Origin of the sequence: Leptolyngbya sp. CCNP1308 (assembly GCF_034932455.1) — a bacterium.
Taxonomy (GTDB): Bacteria; Cyanobacteriota; Cyanobacteriia; order Phormidesmidales; family Phormidesmidaceae; genus Nodosilinea.
The window spans coordinates 20,446-35,386 of record NZ_JAYGIH010000107.1 but is presented as its reverse complement, the minus strand read 5'-3'; the positions used below and the strand labels follow the sequence as shown (position 1 = coordinate 35,386).

Below are 14,941 nucleotides of genomic sequence, written 5' to 3'. Positions count from 1 at the left end.
ATCGGGAAAATTTTGGTGATTGCATCCCTGGTTCATTCTTGAGCTGACATTGCCTTAGAGCCCGCTGTGGCTGCTTTGTGCTATAATTTCTAGGTGTTTTGACCTGGCGAGCATTCAGGTGGCTTAGAGCCCATTTTTGGAGCGTACAGTATGACAACCGACTATGGTGCCGATCAGATTCAGGTTCTAGAGGGGCTTGAGCCGGTTCGCAAACGTCCAGGCATGTACATCGGCAGCACTGGCCCTCGGGGACTCCACCACCTAGTGTACGAGGTTGTCGATAACTCCGTAGACGAAGCGCTGGCCGGCCACTGCGATCGCATCGATATTTCCCTCAACGCCGATGGCTCGGTCAGCGTCACCGACAACGGCCGCGGTATCCCCACTGACATTCACCCCCGCACGGGCAAGTCGGCCCTCGAAACGGTAATGACCGTGCTCCACGCCGGGGGCAAGTTTGGCGGCGGCGGCTATAAGGTGTCGGGCGGCCTCCACGGCGTCGGCATTTCGGTGGTCAACGCCCTGTCGGAGTGGGTCGAGGTGACGGTCTGGCGCGAGGGCAAAGAGCACAAGCAGCGCTTTGAGCGCGGCGTGCCCATTGGCGAGCTGAAGGCGGAGAAAATTGCCGAGCAGCGCCAGGGTACCTCGGTCACGTTTTTGCCCGACACCGAGATCTTTCATAACGGCACTGAGTTTGACTACGACACCCTCTGTGGGCGACTGCGCGAGCTAGCCTACCTCAACGCAGGCATTCAGGTGATCTTCACCGACTACCGCCTGGATGTGATTAAGTCCGACAAGCCCAAGGTTTCGACCTACCACTACGCGGGCGGCATCATTGAGTACGTCAAGTACATCAACAACGACAAGCAGCCCATCCATGACGAGATTATCCACATCTCCTCCGAGCGCGACGGGGTGCAGGTGGAGGCAGCCCTCCAGTGGTGTATCGACGCCTACTCCGACAACCTGCTGGGCTTTGCCAACAACATTCGCACCATCGACGGCGGCACCCACCTGGAGGGGCTCAAGGCGGTGCTAACCCGCACCCTCAACAACTTCAGCCGCAAGCGCAACAAGCGCAAAGACGCTGACTCTAACCTGGCGGGGGAAAACATCCGCGAGGGGCTGACGGCCATCATTTCGGTGAAGGTGCCCGACCCCGAGTTTGAGGGTCAAACCAAGACCAAGTTGGGCAATACCGAAGTACGCGGCATTGTCGATTCCCTCGTGGGCGAGGCGCTGACCGAATATCTCGACTTTCATCCCAATGTGGCCGACGCCATTCTAGAGAAGGCGATTCAGGCCTTTAACGCCGCCGAGGCGGCTCGGCGAGCGCGGGAACTGGTGCGTCGTAAGTCAGTGCTGGAGTCGTCTACCCTGCCGGGTAAGCTAGCCGACTGTAGCAGCCGCGACCCCAGCGAGTCAGAAATCTTTATCGTGGAAGGGGACTCGGCGGGCGGCAGTGCCAAGCAGGGGCGCGATCGCCGCTTCCAGGCCATCCTCCCCCTGCGGGGCAAAATTCTCAACATTGAGAAAACCGAAGACTCGAAGATCTACAAAAACACTGAGATCCAGGCGCTGATCACCGCCTTGGGCATGGGCATTCGCGGCGAGGAGTTTGACTCATCGCAGCTGCGCTACCACCGCATTTGTCTAATGACCGACGCCGATGTGGACGGAGCCCACATCCGTACCCTGCTGCTGACCTTCTTCTACCGCTACCAGCGCGACCTGGTCGATCAGGGCTATATCTACATCGCCTGCCCGCCGCTTTACAAGGTCGAGCGGGGTCGCAACCACTGGTACTGCTACAACGAGCGCGAGCTTCAGCATCTGATCACCAACGAGTTTCCGGCCAACGCCAACTACACGGTGCAGCGGTTTAAGGGTCTGGGTGAAATGATGCCTCAGCAGCTGTGGGAAACCACCATGGACCCCACCACTCGCACCATGAAGCGGGTGGAGATTGAAGACGCCGCTGAGGCCGATCGCATCTTTACGATTCTGATGGGCGATCGCGTCGCCCCCCGCCGTGAGTTCATCGAAACCTACGGCCCCCGCATGAAGCTCGAAGACCTCGACATCTAAGCCCGTCGTCTCGGGCAAAACGCTCCCTGAAAAAGTTCCAAAAAAAAGAACGAGTTAGCCACAATGGCTAACTCGTTCTTTTTTTGAACCATTGGCAAATTAGCCTTCAGCAGAGCCAGCCAGCTTCACTTTCTTAGCCAAACCCACCTTTTCGAGCAGGTTAATGGTCATCCAGGTCATATCGATCTCCCACCACTTGAGACCATGACGGGCCGAATATTGGTAAGCGTGGTGATTGTTGTGCCAGCCCTCACCGTAGGTGACGACAGCCACCCACCAGCAGTTGGTCGATTTGTCGTCGGTGTCGTGGCTCCGGTAGCCAAACTTGTGGGTAGCGCTGTTCACCAGCCAGGTGCAGTGGTAAACCACTACCAGGCGCACAAAGACACCCCAGAGCACAAAAGGCCAGCCGCCCAGGGCGTAGAGCACCAGTCCTAGACCGACCTGAAGCAGCAGAAAATACTTTTCGCAGAATAGATAAAAGCGATCGTCTTTAATGTCCCGAATAAAGCGATCGACATCGTGGCGGGCTGGCACATCGCGCAGCATCCAGCCCATGTGGCTCCACCAAAAGCCCTTGTTAGAGTCGTGGTGGTCGAGGCTCTGGTCAGAATAGGCGTGGTGGTGACGGTGCAGGCCCACCCACATAATCGGGCCATGCTGGCAGGCCAGGGTGCCGCAAAACACAAAGAAATACTCCAGCCACTTGGGCACCGTAAAGCTGCGGTGGGATACCAGCCGGTGCCAGCCCAGGGTAATGCCCAGGCAGCCAGTAAACCAGTGGAGCAGCAGCGCTACCCCGATCGCCGCCCAGGAAAAGTTAGCGGGCAGAAACGCCAGGGCCGCCATGCTGTGGACAAAAATCATGAAGCCAAGGGTGACCCAATCGCGGGACAAACGCTCGGTAGTTACAGCAGTCATGCAAAAATCTCAGAATTTTGGACAAGCGCCCCAGCAGGAATCCTCAGGTAGGAATTTTGCTCAGGCAGAGTAAATGTAGGGGACAATAGTTACCCCTGTTTCTTAACGAAAAAAATTAACCATTGCAACAATCAAACCTGATCATGCCCCCAGAATCGACGCTTCTTCCGATTTTTTATGGAATTGACGCCCAGGTCAAGCAAAACCTGGCGCGAGTGCTGGGGGCGTTTCGGCGACACCGGGTGGGCAGCCACCACTTTAACAGCGTGTCGGGCTACGGCCACGATGATCTGGGGCGCGACACCCTCGATCGCGTCTTTGCCGACGTGGTGCAGGCGGAGGCCGCCCTGGTGCGATCGCAGTTTGTCTCAGGCACCCACGCGATCGCCTGCGCCCTGTACGGCGTGCTACGCCCCGGTGATGAAATGCTTGCGGTAGCGGGCACCCCCTACGACACCCTAGAAGAGGTGATTGGCTTGCGAGGCACGGGCCAGGGGTCCTTAGCAGAATTTGGGGTGTCCTATCGAGAGTTACCGTTGACCGCGACCCACAGCATCGATTGGGATGCCCTGGCGACAGCAGTGGGGCCAAAAACCCGACTGGTGCACATCCAGCGATCCTGCGGCTACAGCTGGCGCTCAACTCTCACCATAGCGGAAATCGAAACCATCGTCCGTACGGTCAAGGCTCAGAATCCTACCGTTGTCTGTTTTGTCGATAACTGCTACGGCGAATTTTTAGAAGACCGCGAACCCACCGCCGTCGGGGCTGATTTAATCGCCGGGTCGCTAATCAAAAACCCAGGCGGCACTATTGCCCCCACGGGCGGCTACGTGGCGGGCCGGGCCGACCTAGTGGTGGCTGCCGCCTGTCGCCTCACCGCCCCCGGTATTGGGGCCAGCGGCGGCTCTAGCCTCAACCTCAACCGCCTGCTGTACCAGGGGTTATTTTTGGCCCCCCAAATGGTGGGCGAAGCGATGAAGGGCAACTATCTACTGGCGGCCACCTTCGATGCCCTGGGCTACCCCGTCAACCCAGCCCCCAGTGCCCCTCAGCGCGACGTGATCCAGGCCATTCGCCTGGGTTCAGCCGAGAAACTGATCGCCTTTTGTAAGGCCGTACAGCAGCATTCTCCCATCGATGCCTATGTGGAACCCGTGCCTGCCGCCATGCCTGGCTACGACAGCGAGCTGGTGATGGCGGGGGGCACCTTTATCGACGGCAGCACCTCAGAACTGTCTGCCGACGGCCCCTTGCGAGAGCCCTACATCGTCTACTGCCAGGGCGGTACCCACTGGACCCACGTGGCCCTGGCCCTGGAAGCAGCGGTAGAGGCGATCGGGCCGTTGTAGAGCCTTGGCTGATTTTGCTAAACCAAGCCCGGCGTTGTCTTTTGCCCATCCAATGCTGCTAAGCAACGGGTTGAGATCAAAAAACGAAGGGGCGATGGATAATCATCCATCGCCCCTTCGTTTCACAGGGTAAAGGTCACAGCGTGAACCCTAGCTGTGGCCACCGCTGACCAGAGTGGTCAGAATAGGCAAATTAGCCGCCAGCAGGTAGGCGAAGGTAGCTCCGCCAATGCCGCCGATTAAAAAGCTACCGGCAAACTCGCTCCAGCCTTCGTCAGTTTCGAGGCTGGCGGGAGGGGTAAACGGCGTGGTGGTTTTGGTCACAGCATCGTTGACGCCAGCACCGGAATAAATCGACAGGCAGGCGGTCAAGATCACCACCAGTGCTGCCGCGCTCAGCAGCCCGGCCAGGCCAGGAATTTCAGAATCGCGCAGGGGACCCAACAGCGCAAAGGGGCCATAGAGGAAATAGCCGTGGGCCATGCCAATCTCTAAGCCACGCCGCTGGGGGGAAAGCCCCTTGCGGTAGGCGGGTAGATTGCCGATGAACGCCCTCGAAAACGCAGAGGAATTAATCGGCGTTTCTAGATTACCGATTTGTGGATCCCCAGCGGGCTGAATAAGGTCTGTCATGGGGGAGTTTCTCCAACTCAAACAAAATCACAGCAAAAAATAAGAAAGAAGGTTTTTAGACACCGCTCAGGCTCTAAAAACCTCTTTAAGTTGTTCTCGCAAGGACTGCCCCGCGAGGTCTTTCCCTAGGGATGCAGCAGCAGATCGGGAAAGAAGCGATTGAACTCAATCAAAATACCAGCGGTAATCACCATCCACACGGTAGCTAGCACCGGGGCAGACGACAGGTACCGAAGCAGGTTGTTGTCCATGGTCTAATTCTCCTGGGTCGTGGTTCTGGGGGGTGAGCAGAGCAGCTAACTAGCGAGGAGATACAGTGATCTCGTCGTTTTTAGCAAACATGGCTCCGCTGACAATATCTTTGAAGGCGGTCAGGGGCCAGGCGAACCCAGACAGAGAGCATTTGATGGCCAGGGGCACATCGATAATGATCTCTTTGTCTTCAGGATTTTTGTCACCGCGCACTGCAATGACGTAGGCGCGGCCTACCCAGCCAATCCATCCAGCGATGTAGAGAAACAACAGGCTAGGAATCAAAAATTCCTTGGCGTGGGAGAGATCGCCACTTACCACTAGGTGGGGTAGACCGTCGCTACCGCACAGCAGGGTGGAGCTACCATAGAAATCGAACCGAGCCTTGGCCGACTCAGTTTTGGCACCGGCAGCCCGCTTTAGAAAGGCCTCGTTTTGACCGCAGGGGGTTAGACCTGCTACGTTGTCGCCAGCCAGGCTAGCGGAGGCCGGGGGGGCAAACCCAAACCAGAGAAACACTACAAGCGCTACAGCAAAAAACCGTCGCATAAACTGTTCCTTTTAATTACCGAAGAAACTAGGGCGATTTGAACGTAAAGTTAAGTTTTTTGAACAAAAATTCACCCAACTTGGTCGCCATAATACCCCGCAGTCGAACCCCCGTAAAGCTAAGATCGGTGGGGTGTTTACATCTCTACAAATTACGGTGCAGCCCACTCTAGTTCCCTGCTGAGGCTTACTCTAAATTCCCTTTCAACGACAACCCCCATGGCGACGATTTTGGCGATAGAGACCAGCTGTGATGAGACGGCGGCGGCGGTGGTGCGCGATCGCACCCTCCTCAGCAGTGTTGTGGCCTCACAGATCGACATTCACCGGCCCTATGGCGGCATTGTGCCCGAGGTAGCCTCGCGCCACCATGTCGCTACCCTGGGGGAAGGCATCAGCACCGCCCTCGACCGGGCTGGGCTGGGCTGGGCCGGCATCGACGGGGTGGCCGCTACCTGCACCCCAGGACTGGTGGGCGCACTACTGGTGGGGCTGACGGCGGGCAAAACCCTGGCCATGGTTCACCACAAGCCCTTCCTAGGGATTCACCACCTGGAGGGGCACATCTACGCCAACTACCTAGCCAGCCCCGACCTGGAGCCTCCTTACCTGTGTCTGCTGGTGTCGGGGGGGCACACCAGCTTGATCTACGTCAAGGGCTGCGGCCAGTACCAGACCCTGGGCCAAACCCGCGACGACGCTGCTGGAGAAGCCTTTGACAAAGTAGCGCGCCTGCTGGGGCTGGGCTATCCCGGTGGCCCCATCCTCGACCAGCTAGCCCAAACCGGCAATCCCAAAGCGTTTCCCCTACCCGAGGGCAATATCTCGCTGCCCGAGGGGGGCTTTCACCCCTACGATTCCAGCTTTAGCGGGCTGAAGACGGCGGTGCTGCGGCTGGTGGAAAAACTCCGACAGGAGGGGGTCGATCCCCTACCCTTAGCCGATCTGGCCGCCAGCTTTCAGGCGACGGTGGCCCGCAGTCTGACCCGCAGAGTGGTGGCCTGTGCCCAGGCCTACGGACTTACCACCGTGGCCGTGGGGGGCGGGGTCGCCGCCAACAGCGGCCTGCGGCAGCACCTCCAGCAGGCGGCGACCGACCACGGCCTGCGGGTGCTGTTTCCGTCCCTCAGCCTCTGTACCGACAATGCCGCCATGATTGGCTGCGCCGCCGCCGACCACCTCAACCGGGGGCACTATTCAGGCTTCGACCTGGGAGCCCAGTCGCGCCTCGACCTGGCGCGGGTGATGGAGCTTTACGCGCCTATGGCCGTGGCTTGACGCTACACTGGGGTTTAGCGGCGGCGATCGCCCTCTCGCTGCTTAGGGATTGTGTTAGTTAAGCGCCATGGTTTCACTGCACCGCATCCATTCTTGGCCTCGGCCAAATGTCTCCTGGCTGGGAGGGTTAGCGTTGGGCACCCTGCTGCTAGCCGGGTGCGGACCTAATTCGGCCCAACCCGTTACCAACGCGACCAGCTACGAGGCCCAGCTGGCCCAGCACCTAGCCGACACCAGCGGCGTGATGTATGGGGCTTACTGGTGTCCCCACTGCGCCGATCAAAAGGCGATGTTTGGCGAGGCTGTGGAGCAGGTGCCCTACGTAGAGTGCGCCGCCGATGGCGACAACCCGCAGCCAGAGCTGTGTGAACAAAAGGGCATTCAGGGATATCCCACATGGGAAATCGAGGGTCAGCTCTACCCAGGGGTTAAGTCTTTAGACGACTTGGCCACCCTGTCAGGGTTCTTATCGCCCCAGTAGGGCGGCGTTGGGCAGGCTCTACGGTTGAGCAAGCCGCCGTTTCTGTCCGTCTGTTATTCATTCTCAAATTCCATTGCACAACCCCAGTCCCCACCCCCATTCCCATCTGCACGAGGTCAGCCCCACGGGCGACAGCGTTGCCCATCCCCACGTCCATGATCCGGAGTCGCTGCGGCGGATTGTTAACCGACTGGCCCGCATTGAGGGCCACATTCGCGGCATTAAAACGATGGTGCAGGAGAGTCGCCCCTGCCCCGACGTGCTAGTGCAGGTGGCGGCGGTGCGAGGGGCGCTCGATCGCGTGGCCCGCATCATTCTCGATGAGCACCTGACCGAGTGCATTGGCCGTGCCGCCGAAGACGGCAATATCGAGGCAGAAATTGCGGAACTCAAGGCCGCTCTAGATCGATTTCTGCCGTAAGTTTGGGAGCCAAGAATTCACGGCTCAAGGTATTCGGTCAGCTTTTTGCGCCGAAGTCATTGGCCTTTTAATTCCTAGGCCGGAATAAACCGACTGTGTTCGCGCAGCAGGCGACGCTCAAACTGGCGTACCCAGTGGCCGAAGCGATCGCTCTCCTGGGCCGTGGCAAACACCAGGGGTTTACGCGTCAGCAGCGCCACGTACTCCTCTTTGGTGCGCACCACAATGGCGGTCTGCTGGTCTAGCTCAATACAGATATGGGAAAACCCCTCTAGCTTTAGCGACGACATCAGCAGTGACTTCAGCCCTAGGGCCTGAAAGACTAGCTGCACCCAGCTCGTACTTTCGTTGTCGGCGGTGATGAAATACTCGCGGGGCAGACCGCTGAAGTCGAAAATGGCAACCCCGACAATGTTCTCCAGCATTGCGTCTTGGGCGGAGATCGAGGGCGCGGGCTGCGCTGGTACAGATGCCTTAACCGTAGTCATAGACCCATCACATGGTGGCACAGGTGCTGAAGGAACTAGCCATAGACACGATATGTATCGCTGGCTACCTGAAAGAGCTCCCTTGGCCTAGCATACCCGGCCAGCCATCACAAATCATGGTTTAGTGGACCAGTGCTCAGCGTTGCCTAGCAACGGTCGCCAGGCTTTTTTGCCGCAGGAAGTAGGTGCGCATACTCCCCTTCCCCTTGACCAATATCTCGCCCCGCAGGTCAAAGTCGTAGGTGTCTTTGAGACAGTTGTAGGTCGTTTCGGTCACCTGAATCTGCTCGGCTACCCCAAAGGACTCCATGCGGCTAGCGGTATTGACGGTGTCGCCCCAAAGGTCGTAGATGAACTTCTTGGTGCCAATCACCCCGGCGACCACCGGGCCGGTATTAATGCCAATGCGCAGACGAAAGGATTGCCCGGTGCGATCGCTAAATTTCTGAGCCATGGCCTGCATATCCAGAGCCATCTCCGCCACCGCCTGGGCATGGTCATCCCGCTCGTAGGGAATTCCCCCTACTGCCATATAGGCATCGCCAATGGTCTTGATTTTTTCGAGCTGGTGCCGCTCGGCCAGATGGTCAAACTGGGAAAAAACATCGTTTAGCAGCGCCACCAGCTCTTGGGGGCTGAGGGTTTCTGAAAGCTGAGTAAACTCCACAATGTCGGCAAACAGCACCGTCACCTCGGCAAAGTGGTCGGCAATCGTGTTGCGCCCCTGCTTGAGCCGGGTGGCAATGGGCAAGGGCAAAATGTTCAGCAACAGCTGCTCCGACTTTTCTTTCTCTTCCAGGAGGGCTTGGCGGGCCTGCTCGCGCTCGGCCACAACACTGGCCAAGATCAGGGCCGTAAACGCCAGCACACAGATATAGGCCTGAAGCGGCTGCACCGCCTGGAGCGGGTCGTCTAAAAACGCCAAAAACGGCCCCTGACCTTGGGAGACCCCCCAGGTGGCAATCACCGTAACCACAGCGGTGCCCAGCGCGGCCCCAAATGGCCCCAGCCGCAGCGCTGCCCACATGACAATGGGAAACGGCATGTATTCGAGCGGGTAGGGGGCATGGACCATGCGATCAGGATCGCAGAATAAATACCAGCTCAGGGCAGTCAGAATGACCAACCACAGCCCAATTAGCGGCGGCGAGTAGAAATTGCGAAACCGCCGCATGCCCTGCCGCCAGGTAATCATTAACGCAGTGATCACAACGACGCCGGTCACATTGCCAATCCACCAGCTAAACCAGGCGCTGCCAAAATTGGCCCAGTCGAGCTGGTTCAGCAGACAGAAATAGGTGACGCCCACCGTGGCGCTTACGGTAGCAGGAGCCACGGCCCCCAGCCCAATAAACGCCCCGACGTCTTTAATGCGAGCCAGGGAATTGCTAAACCCTACCCGCTGCAGTAGCCAAAGCCCCAGCAGCGGTTGCAGGGTGTTGTTGACAGCAGCAACCACATCCCAGTGCCAGGTTTGGTCAGGGGAGATGATCGTGTTAATCAAAGAGCCCAGGGTGATGCCCGGAGCCAGGACGGCACCGGCCTGCAATACGATGCCTTGGCTGTAGCCTGCCGGAGGCCAGATGGGCAGCACAGCCACCCAATTGCCTGCCAGCTGAAAACTGAGTTTGGCCACAATTAAGTAGCCCGCCGCCACCGCTAAAACACCAAGCCATCGACGCCCCAGGCGACGGATCAATAACAACTGAGCCATAGCTAACCCTGAATAGAGATACGGCCAGCAAACTTGAGCTGAAATATCCCTGCCTTACCCGATTACCCAGCGGTAACGGTGACTCTGATTAAACCAGCGGCAGATCGAAAATTGACCCATTTACATTAAGTCTTAGGGTTACTCGACCGAGCCGAGCCGAGCTGTGTAGCCTCAGAAGTTCCAGTCCTTAGATCTAATCTTCGCGGCAGCAGGGCAAATTCCGCACCTTTTTAGGTGCTGCATGCCCTAGAAGGGGATTTAGCCGTTAAAAAATAGGCGCTAGGCGCTGCCTCTATCTCCTGAGAGCTGACGGCTTCTGCGCTTAGATTCTGAATTCTGCCTACTGATTTCGGAATATAGCCAGATTTCGAATTAGGCAAGCATCCTTAAAACCATTACGGAAACCGTAGATGCTGTTCAAAGGGCCGCTAAAAATCGTATGGTTTTTAGGGGAAGCCGCTCCTCCACAGCGGCTTTCGTTTAACCTTATTTGTGTTCGCAAGAGACTCAGCATTGTCTATGGCTTCCCCCACCATCGAATCGATTCTCCACGAAAATCGCCTGTTTTCTCCCACCGATGGGTTTGTTCAAAACGCCTCCATTCAGAGCCTAGAAGAGTATCGTGCCCTGGCCGAGCGGGCGGCGGCAGACCCGGCTCAGTTTTGGGCAGAACTGGCTAGCCAAGAGCTGCACTGGTTTAAGCCTTGGGATACGGTGCTCGACTGGCAGCCGCCCTTTGCCAAGTGGTTTGTGGGGGGCAAAATCAACATTTCCTACAACTGTTTAGATCGCCACCTCACCACCTGGCGACGCAACAAAGCTGCCCTAATCTGGGAAGGCGAACCGGGCGACAGCCGCACCCTAACCTACGCCCAGCTGCACCGGGAGGTATGTCAGGTGGCCAATGTGCTCAAAGGGTTGGGTGTGAAAAAGGGCGATCGCGTCGGCATCTACATGCCGATGGTGCCGGAGGCGGCGATCGCCATGCTGGCCTGTGCCCGCATTGGTGCGCCCCACACCGTTATCTTTGGCGGCTTTAGCGCCGAAGCACTGAAAGATCGCCTCAACGACGCCGAGGCCAAGGTGGTGATCACCGCCGACGGCGGCTTTCGCAAAGACAAGATTGTGCCGCTTAAAGCAGCGGTTGATCAAGCGCTATCCAACGGCGGCGTGCCCAGCGTGTCTAGCGTACTCGTGGTACAGCGCACCAAGGCCGCGATGGAAATGGTCGAAGGCCGCGACCACTGGTGGCACGAGCTTCAAGCCACCGCTTCGGCCCACTGTCCGCCAGAAGAAATGGACGCCGAAGATCTGCTGTTTATTCTCTACACCAGCGGCACCACGGGTAAACCTAAGGGGGTAGTGCACACTACCGGAGGTTACAACCTCTACACCCACACCACCTTTAAATGGGCCTTTGACATCAAAGATACCGACGTCTACTGGTGCACCGCCGATGTCGGCTGGATTACCGGCCACAGCTATATTGTCTACGGTCCTCTGTCGAACGGGGCAACTACGGTGATGTACGAAGGGGTGCCCCGGCCCTCGAACCCCGGCTGCTTTTGGGACGTGATTGAAAAGTACGGCGTCACCATTTTCTACACCGCACCCACCGCTATTCGCGCCTTCATTAAAATGGGCGACGAGCTGCCCAAGGCGCGAGATCTGTCATCACTGCGCCTGCTGGGCACCGTAGGCGAACCGATCAACCCCGAAGCCTGGATGTGGTACCACCAGGTGATTGGCGGCGAGCGCTGCCCGATTGTCGATACCTGGTGGCAGACCGAGACTGGCGGCTTTATGATCACGCCGCTGCCGGGGGCCATACCCACCAAGCCCGGTTCCGCTACCCTGCCCTTTCCCGGCATTTTGGCCGATGTGGTGGATCTCGACGGCCACCCGGTGCCCGCTGGCGAGGGCGGTTACCTGGTGATCAAGCACCCCTGGCCCAGCATGATGCGTACGGTCTACGGCGACGACGATCGCTACCGCCGCACCTACTGGGAGCACATTGCCCCCATTGAGGGTCAGTACCTCTACTTTGCCGGCGACGGTGCCCGCAAGGATGCCGATGGCTACTTTTGGGTGATGGGCCGGGTGGACGATGTGATCAACGTATCGGGCCACCGCCTGGGCACCATGGAGGTCGAGTCGGCGCTGGTCTCCCACCCTGCGGTGGCTGAGGCTGCTGTGGTAGGCCGCAAAGACGAGATCAAGGGCGAAGACATTTTTGCCTTTGTGATTTTAGAGGGCCAGTACAGCGCCAGCGACGCGCTCAAGCAGGAGCTCAAGCAGCATGTGGTGAATGAAATTGGGGCGATCGCCCGACCCGGCGAAATTAAATTTGCCGATGCCTTACCGAAAACGCGATCGGGCAAAATCATTCGCCGCTTTTTGCGCAATTTGGCCAGCGGCGAGGCGATCGCAGGGGATGCTTCTACCATGGAAGATCAGAGCGTACTCGATCAGCTTCGCCAGGGCTAACCCCAACCTTCAGTCAGCTAATCAAGCCTAGGGTTTACCGCCGTAAAAGCGCAGCGTCCTCGTTGGAGAACTGACGACGCTGCGCTTTTGCCATGCTGTTTTTTGGGGCGGTTTCCAGAGGATCTTCTCCCCTCAGCAAAACAGTACAGCCCAAAATAATTGATTGCAGCCCAGAACAATTGGTACAAAAGACATTCCTTATCGGGGTCATCTCCAATAGGATATTTTTTTACCTCTATCTGAAGATAGATCTACCCTATTTTTCCTAGATTTTGGGCTGCCGGTGGGAAGATCGCTTCGCTTAGCTATTTCCAGCAGTAGATAGCGCTAACCGCAGGCCCGCTTGAGCCGATGATTGCCCCATGGCAAGTGACAGCAGCGCTCTGGTCCCGAGTAAAGACAGCCTGATTAGAGGGTTTTCTATATCTCAAAGAGCTAAGTTTAGCGCTGAGCCGCAGTACCTCAGTAAAAAACCCGGAGAATTGACAACCTCAGTGCCTTCGGTACAAGCATTGTGCTGCCGAGAGCCATTTACCCCAAACGGGCAAACGAGCGGTTGCGCAAATCTCCATCAGACTGTCAGCCCAATTTTCCACAGAATAGGAGCAAGAATACAGAGTTACGGCCAATGCACAGATTGTTGACCTGCCATTATGAAGTAGACGAGTTTATCCAAATACTTGCCTGCAAACCCAAAAAATTTGACTGTAGCGTCGGGCTAGAGCCTGATGGCGCGGCTTTTCTAAAGCTGGCATGCACCTACGAGAGTCAGTGGGCGCATGAAGAAAATCAGTAAAAGCTGATCTAACTCATTTATTTTTGGGTGACAGCTTCTGAGAGCGTGACTATAATTAGTTGTGCGAATGGGCAGATTTATTTGCTATTATTCTTTTGCTATTCTGCAATGGTCGTTAACCTGATTACCAAAAGGGTCGGCCTGCTGTTTTTCAGCACTTAGCTTCACGTCTTACACAAGGATTTTCCCTGACAATGGCAGAAAAACCAACTCCCCTAACCGGCAAAGCACTGCTCCAAAAGGTTAAGGATCTCTCTAACCTAACCAAGCGCGAAACCGCCAAAGAATGCGGCTACTACACCCTAACCAAAGACAATCAGGTACGGGTTAATCTGTCTGGCTTTTACGACGCTCTGCTAGAGGCCAAAGGTATTAACCTTGACCCTGAAAGCAGCAAAGATGGTCGGGGTCGTGAACCTACCTATCGGGTAAGCGTCCACAAAAATGGTCAGATTGTTATTGGGGCTACCTATACCCAAGAAATGGGCCTCAAGTCTGGCGACGAGTTTGAAATTAAGCTTGGCTACAAGCACATTCACCTGAAGCAGCTCGATGCCGACTCTGATGAAGAGTAGTCCTAACACACCATGACCAGTCTGTCGGTAAATATGTCAGCGATCGCGCATCTAATTGTTTTTTTTTAAGCTGGATGGCTCTGGGCATTCCAGCTAGTCTCTTAGTTGCGCGTATAGCTCACATTCCGCTCGCCTACCCCGTGGCTCCGCAGCACAAGTTACCCCTGTTGCTGCCCCTTTATTTACTTGCCCCTGGAGCGGTGGAGGTGCACCGTCGCCTTACCGCTAGCACCTGGTCAGCCTACGGCATTGCCTGGGATTGGCCGTTTGCTAAAGCCGCTGCGGCAGGGTTTGGGGTGGCCGCTGGCGGGGTGGTTCTCCTGGTGGCGTTGCAGGTGGGGCTGGGGTGGCGGCGATGGCAGGCTCCTGGGCAGACTGTAAACCCAACTGGGCCGAGTCTTTCCCCGACTAACCCCAGTGGTGCCAGCACTAACCCTCAAACCATACCCAGTCCCTCGCCAGGGGTAGTGCTGCTTGCAGTGCTGCCCCTGGCGCTGTTTGTGGGCTGGATTGAAGAACTGATATTTCGCGGCGTACTGGTTAACGGACTGGGGCAGGCGCTGCCGATTGTGCCCATGGCGATCGCCGTCTGCCTAATTTTTGCCCTCTCTCACCTGGTGTGGGATGGCCCTGCCGGAGCGCCCCAGGTGCCGGGTCTGGCAATTATGGGAGCAGTGCTGCTGCTGGCCCGCTGGGCTACAGGCGGCAGCCTGGGCTTGGCCTGGGGGCTGCACGCCGGGTGGGTGTTTGCGATCGCCGCTATTGATGCCCTGGCCCTCCTCAAGCCCGGCAAGGCCGAGCCTCTCTGGCTGGTGGGGCTACCCGATCAGCCGCTGACAGGGCTGCTGCCCCTGGGGTTGCTGGTGCTGACGGGGGTAGGAGTTTGGGCTTTGGGGTAGAGGG

Annotated in this window: 14 protein-coding genes; 8 read left to right on the top strand and 6 right to left on the bottom strand. The window is 57.4% G+C overall.

The genetic code is table 11. The annotated features are described in order from the left end of the window. Positions 1-150 precede the first annotated feature (150 nt). Positions 151-2,091, top strand: a complete 1,941-nt coding sequence (gene gyrB, locus VB780_RS27315; RefSeq protein ID WP_323354348.1) for a DNA topoisomerase (ATP-hydrolyzing) subunit B — start codon at positions 151-153, stop codon at positions 2,089-2,091. A 99-nt stretch (positions 2,092-2,190) separates the two neighbouring features. Here gyrB and VB780_RS27310 read toward each other — a convergent pair whose 3' ends face one another. Then, the gene (locus VB780_RS27310) at positions 2,191-3,012 is read right to left on the bottom strand and encodes an acyl-CoA desaturase (RefSeq protein ID WP_323354347.1); all 822 of its coding nucleotides are present in this window, start codon (positions 3,010-3,012) and stop codon (positions 2,191-2,193) included. Positions 3,013-3,155: 143 nt separating this feature from the next. On the opposite strand from VB780_RS27310, the gene VB780_RS27305 reads away from it, so the two are divergent. Beyond that, positions 3,156-4,364: a methionine gamma-lyase family protein gene (locus VB780_RS27305; protein WP_323354346.1), complete on the top strand. Its 1,209-nt coding sequence runs from the start codon at positions 3,156-3,158 to the stop codon at positions 4,362-4,364. A 150-nt stretch (positions 4,365-4,514) separates the two neighbouring features. On the opposite strand, the gene VB780_RS27300 is transcribed toward VB780_RS27305, so the two are convergent. The 3 genes from VB780_RS27300 to VB780_RS27290 form a co-directional block, all read right to left on the bottom strand. Beyond that, complete coding sequence (locus VB780_RS27300; protein ID WP_323354345.1) at positions 4,515-4,997, bottom strand: photosystem I reaction center subunit XI; 483 nt, start codon at positions 4,995-4,997, stop codon at positions 4,515-4,517. Between the two features lie 125 nt (positions 4,998-5,122). Beyond that, a complete protein-coding gene (psaJ, locus tag VB780_RS27295) occupies positions 5,123-5,248 on the bottom strand; it encodes a photosystem I reaction center subunit IX (protein ID WP_017301046.1) in 126 nt (41 codons plus the stop codon). 49 nt (positions 5,249-5,297) lie between these two features. Continuing rightward, on the bottom strand, positions 5,298-5,798 hold the full coding sequence (locus VB780_RS27290; RefSeq protein WP_323354344.1) for a Photosystem I reaction center subunit III: 501 nt from the start codon (positions 5,796-5,798) through the stop codon (positions 5,298-5,300). Positions 5,799-6,017: 219 nt separating this feature from the next. Here VB780_RS27290 and tsaD point away from each other — a divergent pair, with 219 nt between their 5' ends. From tsaD to VB780_RS27275, 3 genes are all read left to right on the top strand, one after another. Further along, entirely contained in the window at positions 6,018-7,076 is a 1,059-nt protein-coding gene (tsaD, locus tag VB780_RS27285; RefSeq protein ID WP_323354343.1) for a tRNA (adenosine(37)-N6)-threonylcarbamoyltransferase complex transferase subunit TsaD, read from the top strand. A gap of 67 nt (positions 7,077-7,143) precedes the next feature. Beyond that, positions 7,144-7,557: a thioredoxin domain-containing protein gene (locus VB780_RS27280; RefSeq protein WP_323354342.1), complete on the top strand. Its 414-nt coding sequence runs from the start codon at positions 7,144-7,146 to the stop codon at positions 7,555-7,557. Between the two features lie 73 nt (positions 7,558-7,630). Then, complete coding sequence (locus VB780_RS27275) at positions 7,631-7,978, top strand: metal-sensitive transcriptional regulator (RefSeq protein WP_323354341.1); 348 nt, start codon at positions 7,631-7,633, stop codon at positions 7,976-7,978. A 74-nt stretch (positions 7,979-8,052) separates the two neighbouring features. On the opposite strand, the gene VB780_RS27270 is transcribed toward VB780_RS27275, so the two are convergent. Continuing rightward, complete coding sequence (locus VB780_RS27270; RefSeq protein WP_323354340.1) at positions 8,053-8,466, bottom strand: hypothetical protein; 414 nt, start codon at positions 8,464-8,466, stop codon at positions 8,053-8,055. Between the two features lie 136 nt (positions 8,467-8,602). Beyond that, entirely contained in the window at positions 8,603-10,180 is a 1,578-nt protein-coding gene (locus VB780_RS27265) for an adenylate/guanylate cyclase domain-containing protein (protein WP_323354339.1), read from the bottom strand. Positions 10,181-10,699: 519 nt separating this feature from the next. Between VB780_RS27265 and acs the strand changes: the two genes are divergently transcribed. The 3 genes from acs (at position 10,700) to VB780_RS27250 (ending at position 14,937) form a co-directional block, all read left to right on the top strand. After that, positions 10,700-12,667, top strand: a complete 1,968-nt coding sequence (acs, locus tag VB780_RS27260; RefSeq protein ID WP_323354338.1) for an acetate--CoA ligase — start codon at positions 10,700-10,702, stop codon at positions 12,665-12,667. 990 nt (positions 12,668-13,657) lie between these two features. Beyond that, positions 13,658-14,038 carry an AbrB family transcriptional regulator gene (locus VB780_RS27255; protein ID WP_190755376.1) on the top strand — a complete coding sequence of 127 codons (381 nt, stop codon included), beginning with the start codon at positions 13,658-13,660 and terminating at the stop codon, positions 14,036-14,038. Between the two features lie 140 nt (positions 14,039-14,178). After that, complete coding sequence (locus VB780_RS27250; protein ID WP_323354337.1) at positions 14,179-14,937, top strand: CPBP family intramembrane glutamic endopeptidase; 759 nt, start codon at positions 14,179-14,181, stop codon at positions 14,935-14,937. Positions 14,938-14,941: the final 4 nt, after the last annotated feature.

What these genes read in the sequence shown, in the direction of transcription:
- VB780_RS27265 (WP_323354339.1), bottom strand. Translation starts at nt 10,180, where the DNA reads ATGGCTCAGTTGTTATTGATCCGTCGCCTGGGGCGTCGATGGCTTGGT.
- VB780_RS27255 (WP_190755376.1), top strand. Translation starts at nt 13,658, where the DNA reads ATGGCAGAAAAACCAACTCCCCTAACCGGCAAAGCACTGCTCCAAAAG.
- gyrB (WP_323354348.1), top strand. Translation starts at nt 151, where the DNA reads ATGACAACCGACTATGGTGCCGATCAGATTCAGGTTCTAGAGGGGCTT.
- VB780_RS27290 (WP_323354344.1), bottom strand. Translation starts at nt 5,798, where the DNA reads ATGCGACGGTTTTTTGCTGTAGCGCTTGTAGTGTTTCTCTGGTTTGGG.
- acs (WP_323354338.1), top strand. Translation starts at nt 10,700, where the DNA reads ATGGCTTCCCCCACCATCGAATCGATTCTCCACGAAAATCGCCTGTTT.
- psaJ (WP_017301046.1), bottom strand. Translation starts at nt 5,248, where the DNA reads ATGGACAACAACCTGCTTCGGTACCTGTCGTCTGCCCCGGTGCTAGCT.
- VB780_RS27310 (WP_323354347.1), bottom strand. Translation starts at nt 3,012, where the DNA reads ATGACTGCTGTAACTACCGAGCGTTTGTCCCGCGATTGGGTCACCCTT.
- VB780_RS27305 (WP_323354346.1), top strand. Translation starts at nt 3,156, where the DNA reads ATGCCCCCAGAATCGACGCTTCTTCCGATTTTTTATGGAATTGACGCC.
- VB780_RS27300 (WP_323354345.1), bottom strand. Translation starts at nt 4,997, where the DNA reads ATGACAGACCTTATTCAGCCCGCTGGGGATCCACAAATCGGTAATCTA.
- tsaD (WP_323354343.1), top strand. Translation starts at nt 6,018, where the DNA reads ATGGCGACGATTTTGGCGATAGAGACCAGCTGTGATGAGACGGCGGCG.
- VB780_RS27270 (WP_323354340.1), bottom strand. Translation starts at nt 8,466, where the DNA reads ATGACTACGGTTAAGGCATCTGTACCAGCGCAGCCCGCGCCCTCGATC.
- VB780_RS27280 (WP_323354342.1), top strand. Translation starts at nt 7,144, where the DNA reads ATGGTTTCACTGCACCGCATCCATTCTTGGCCTCGGCCAAATGTCTCC.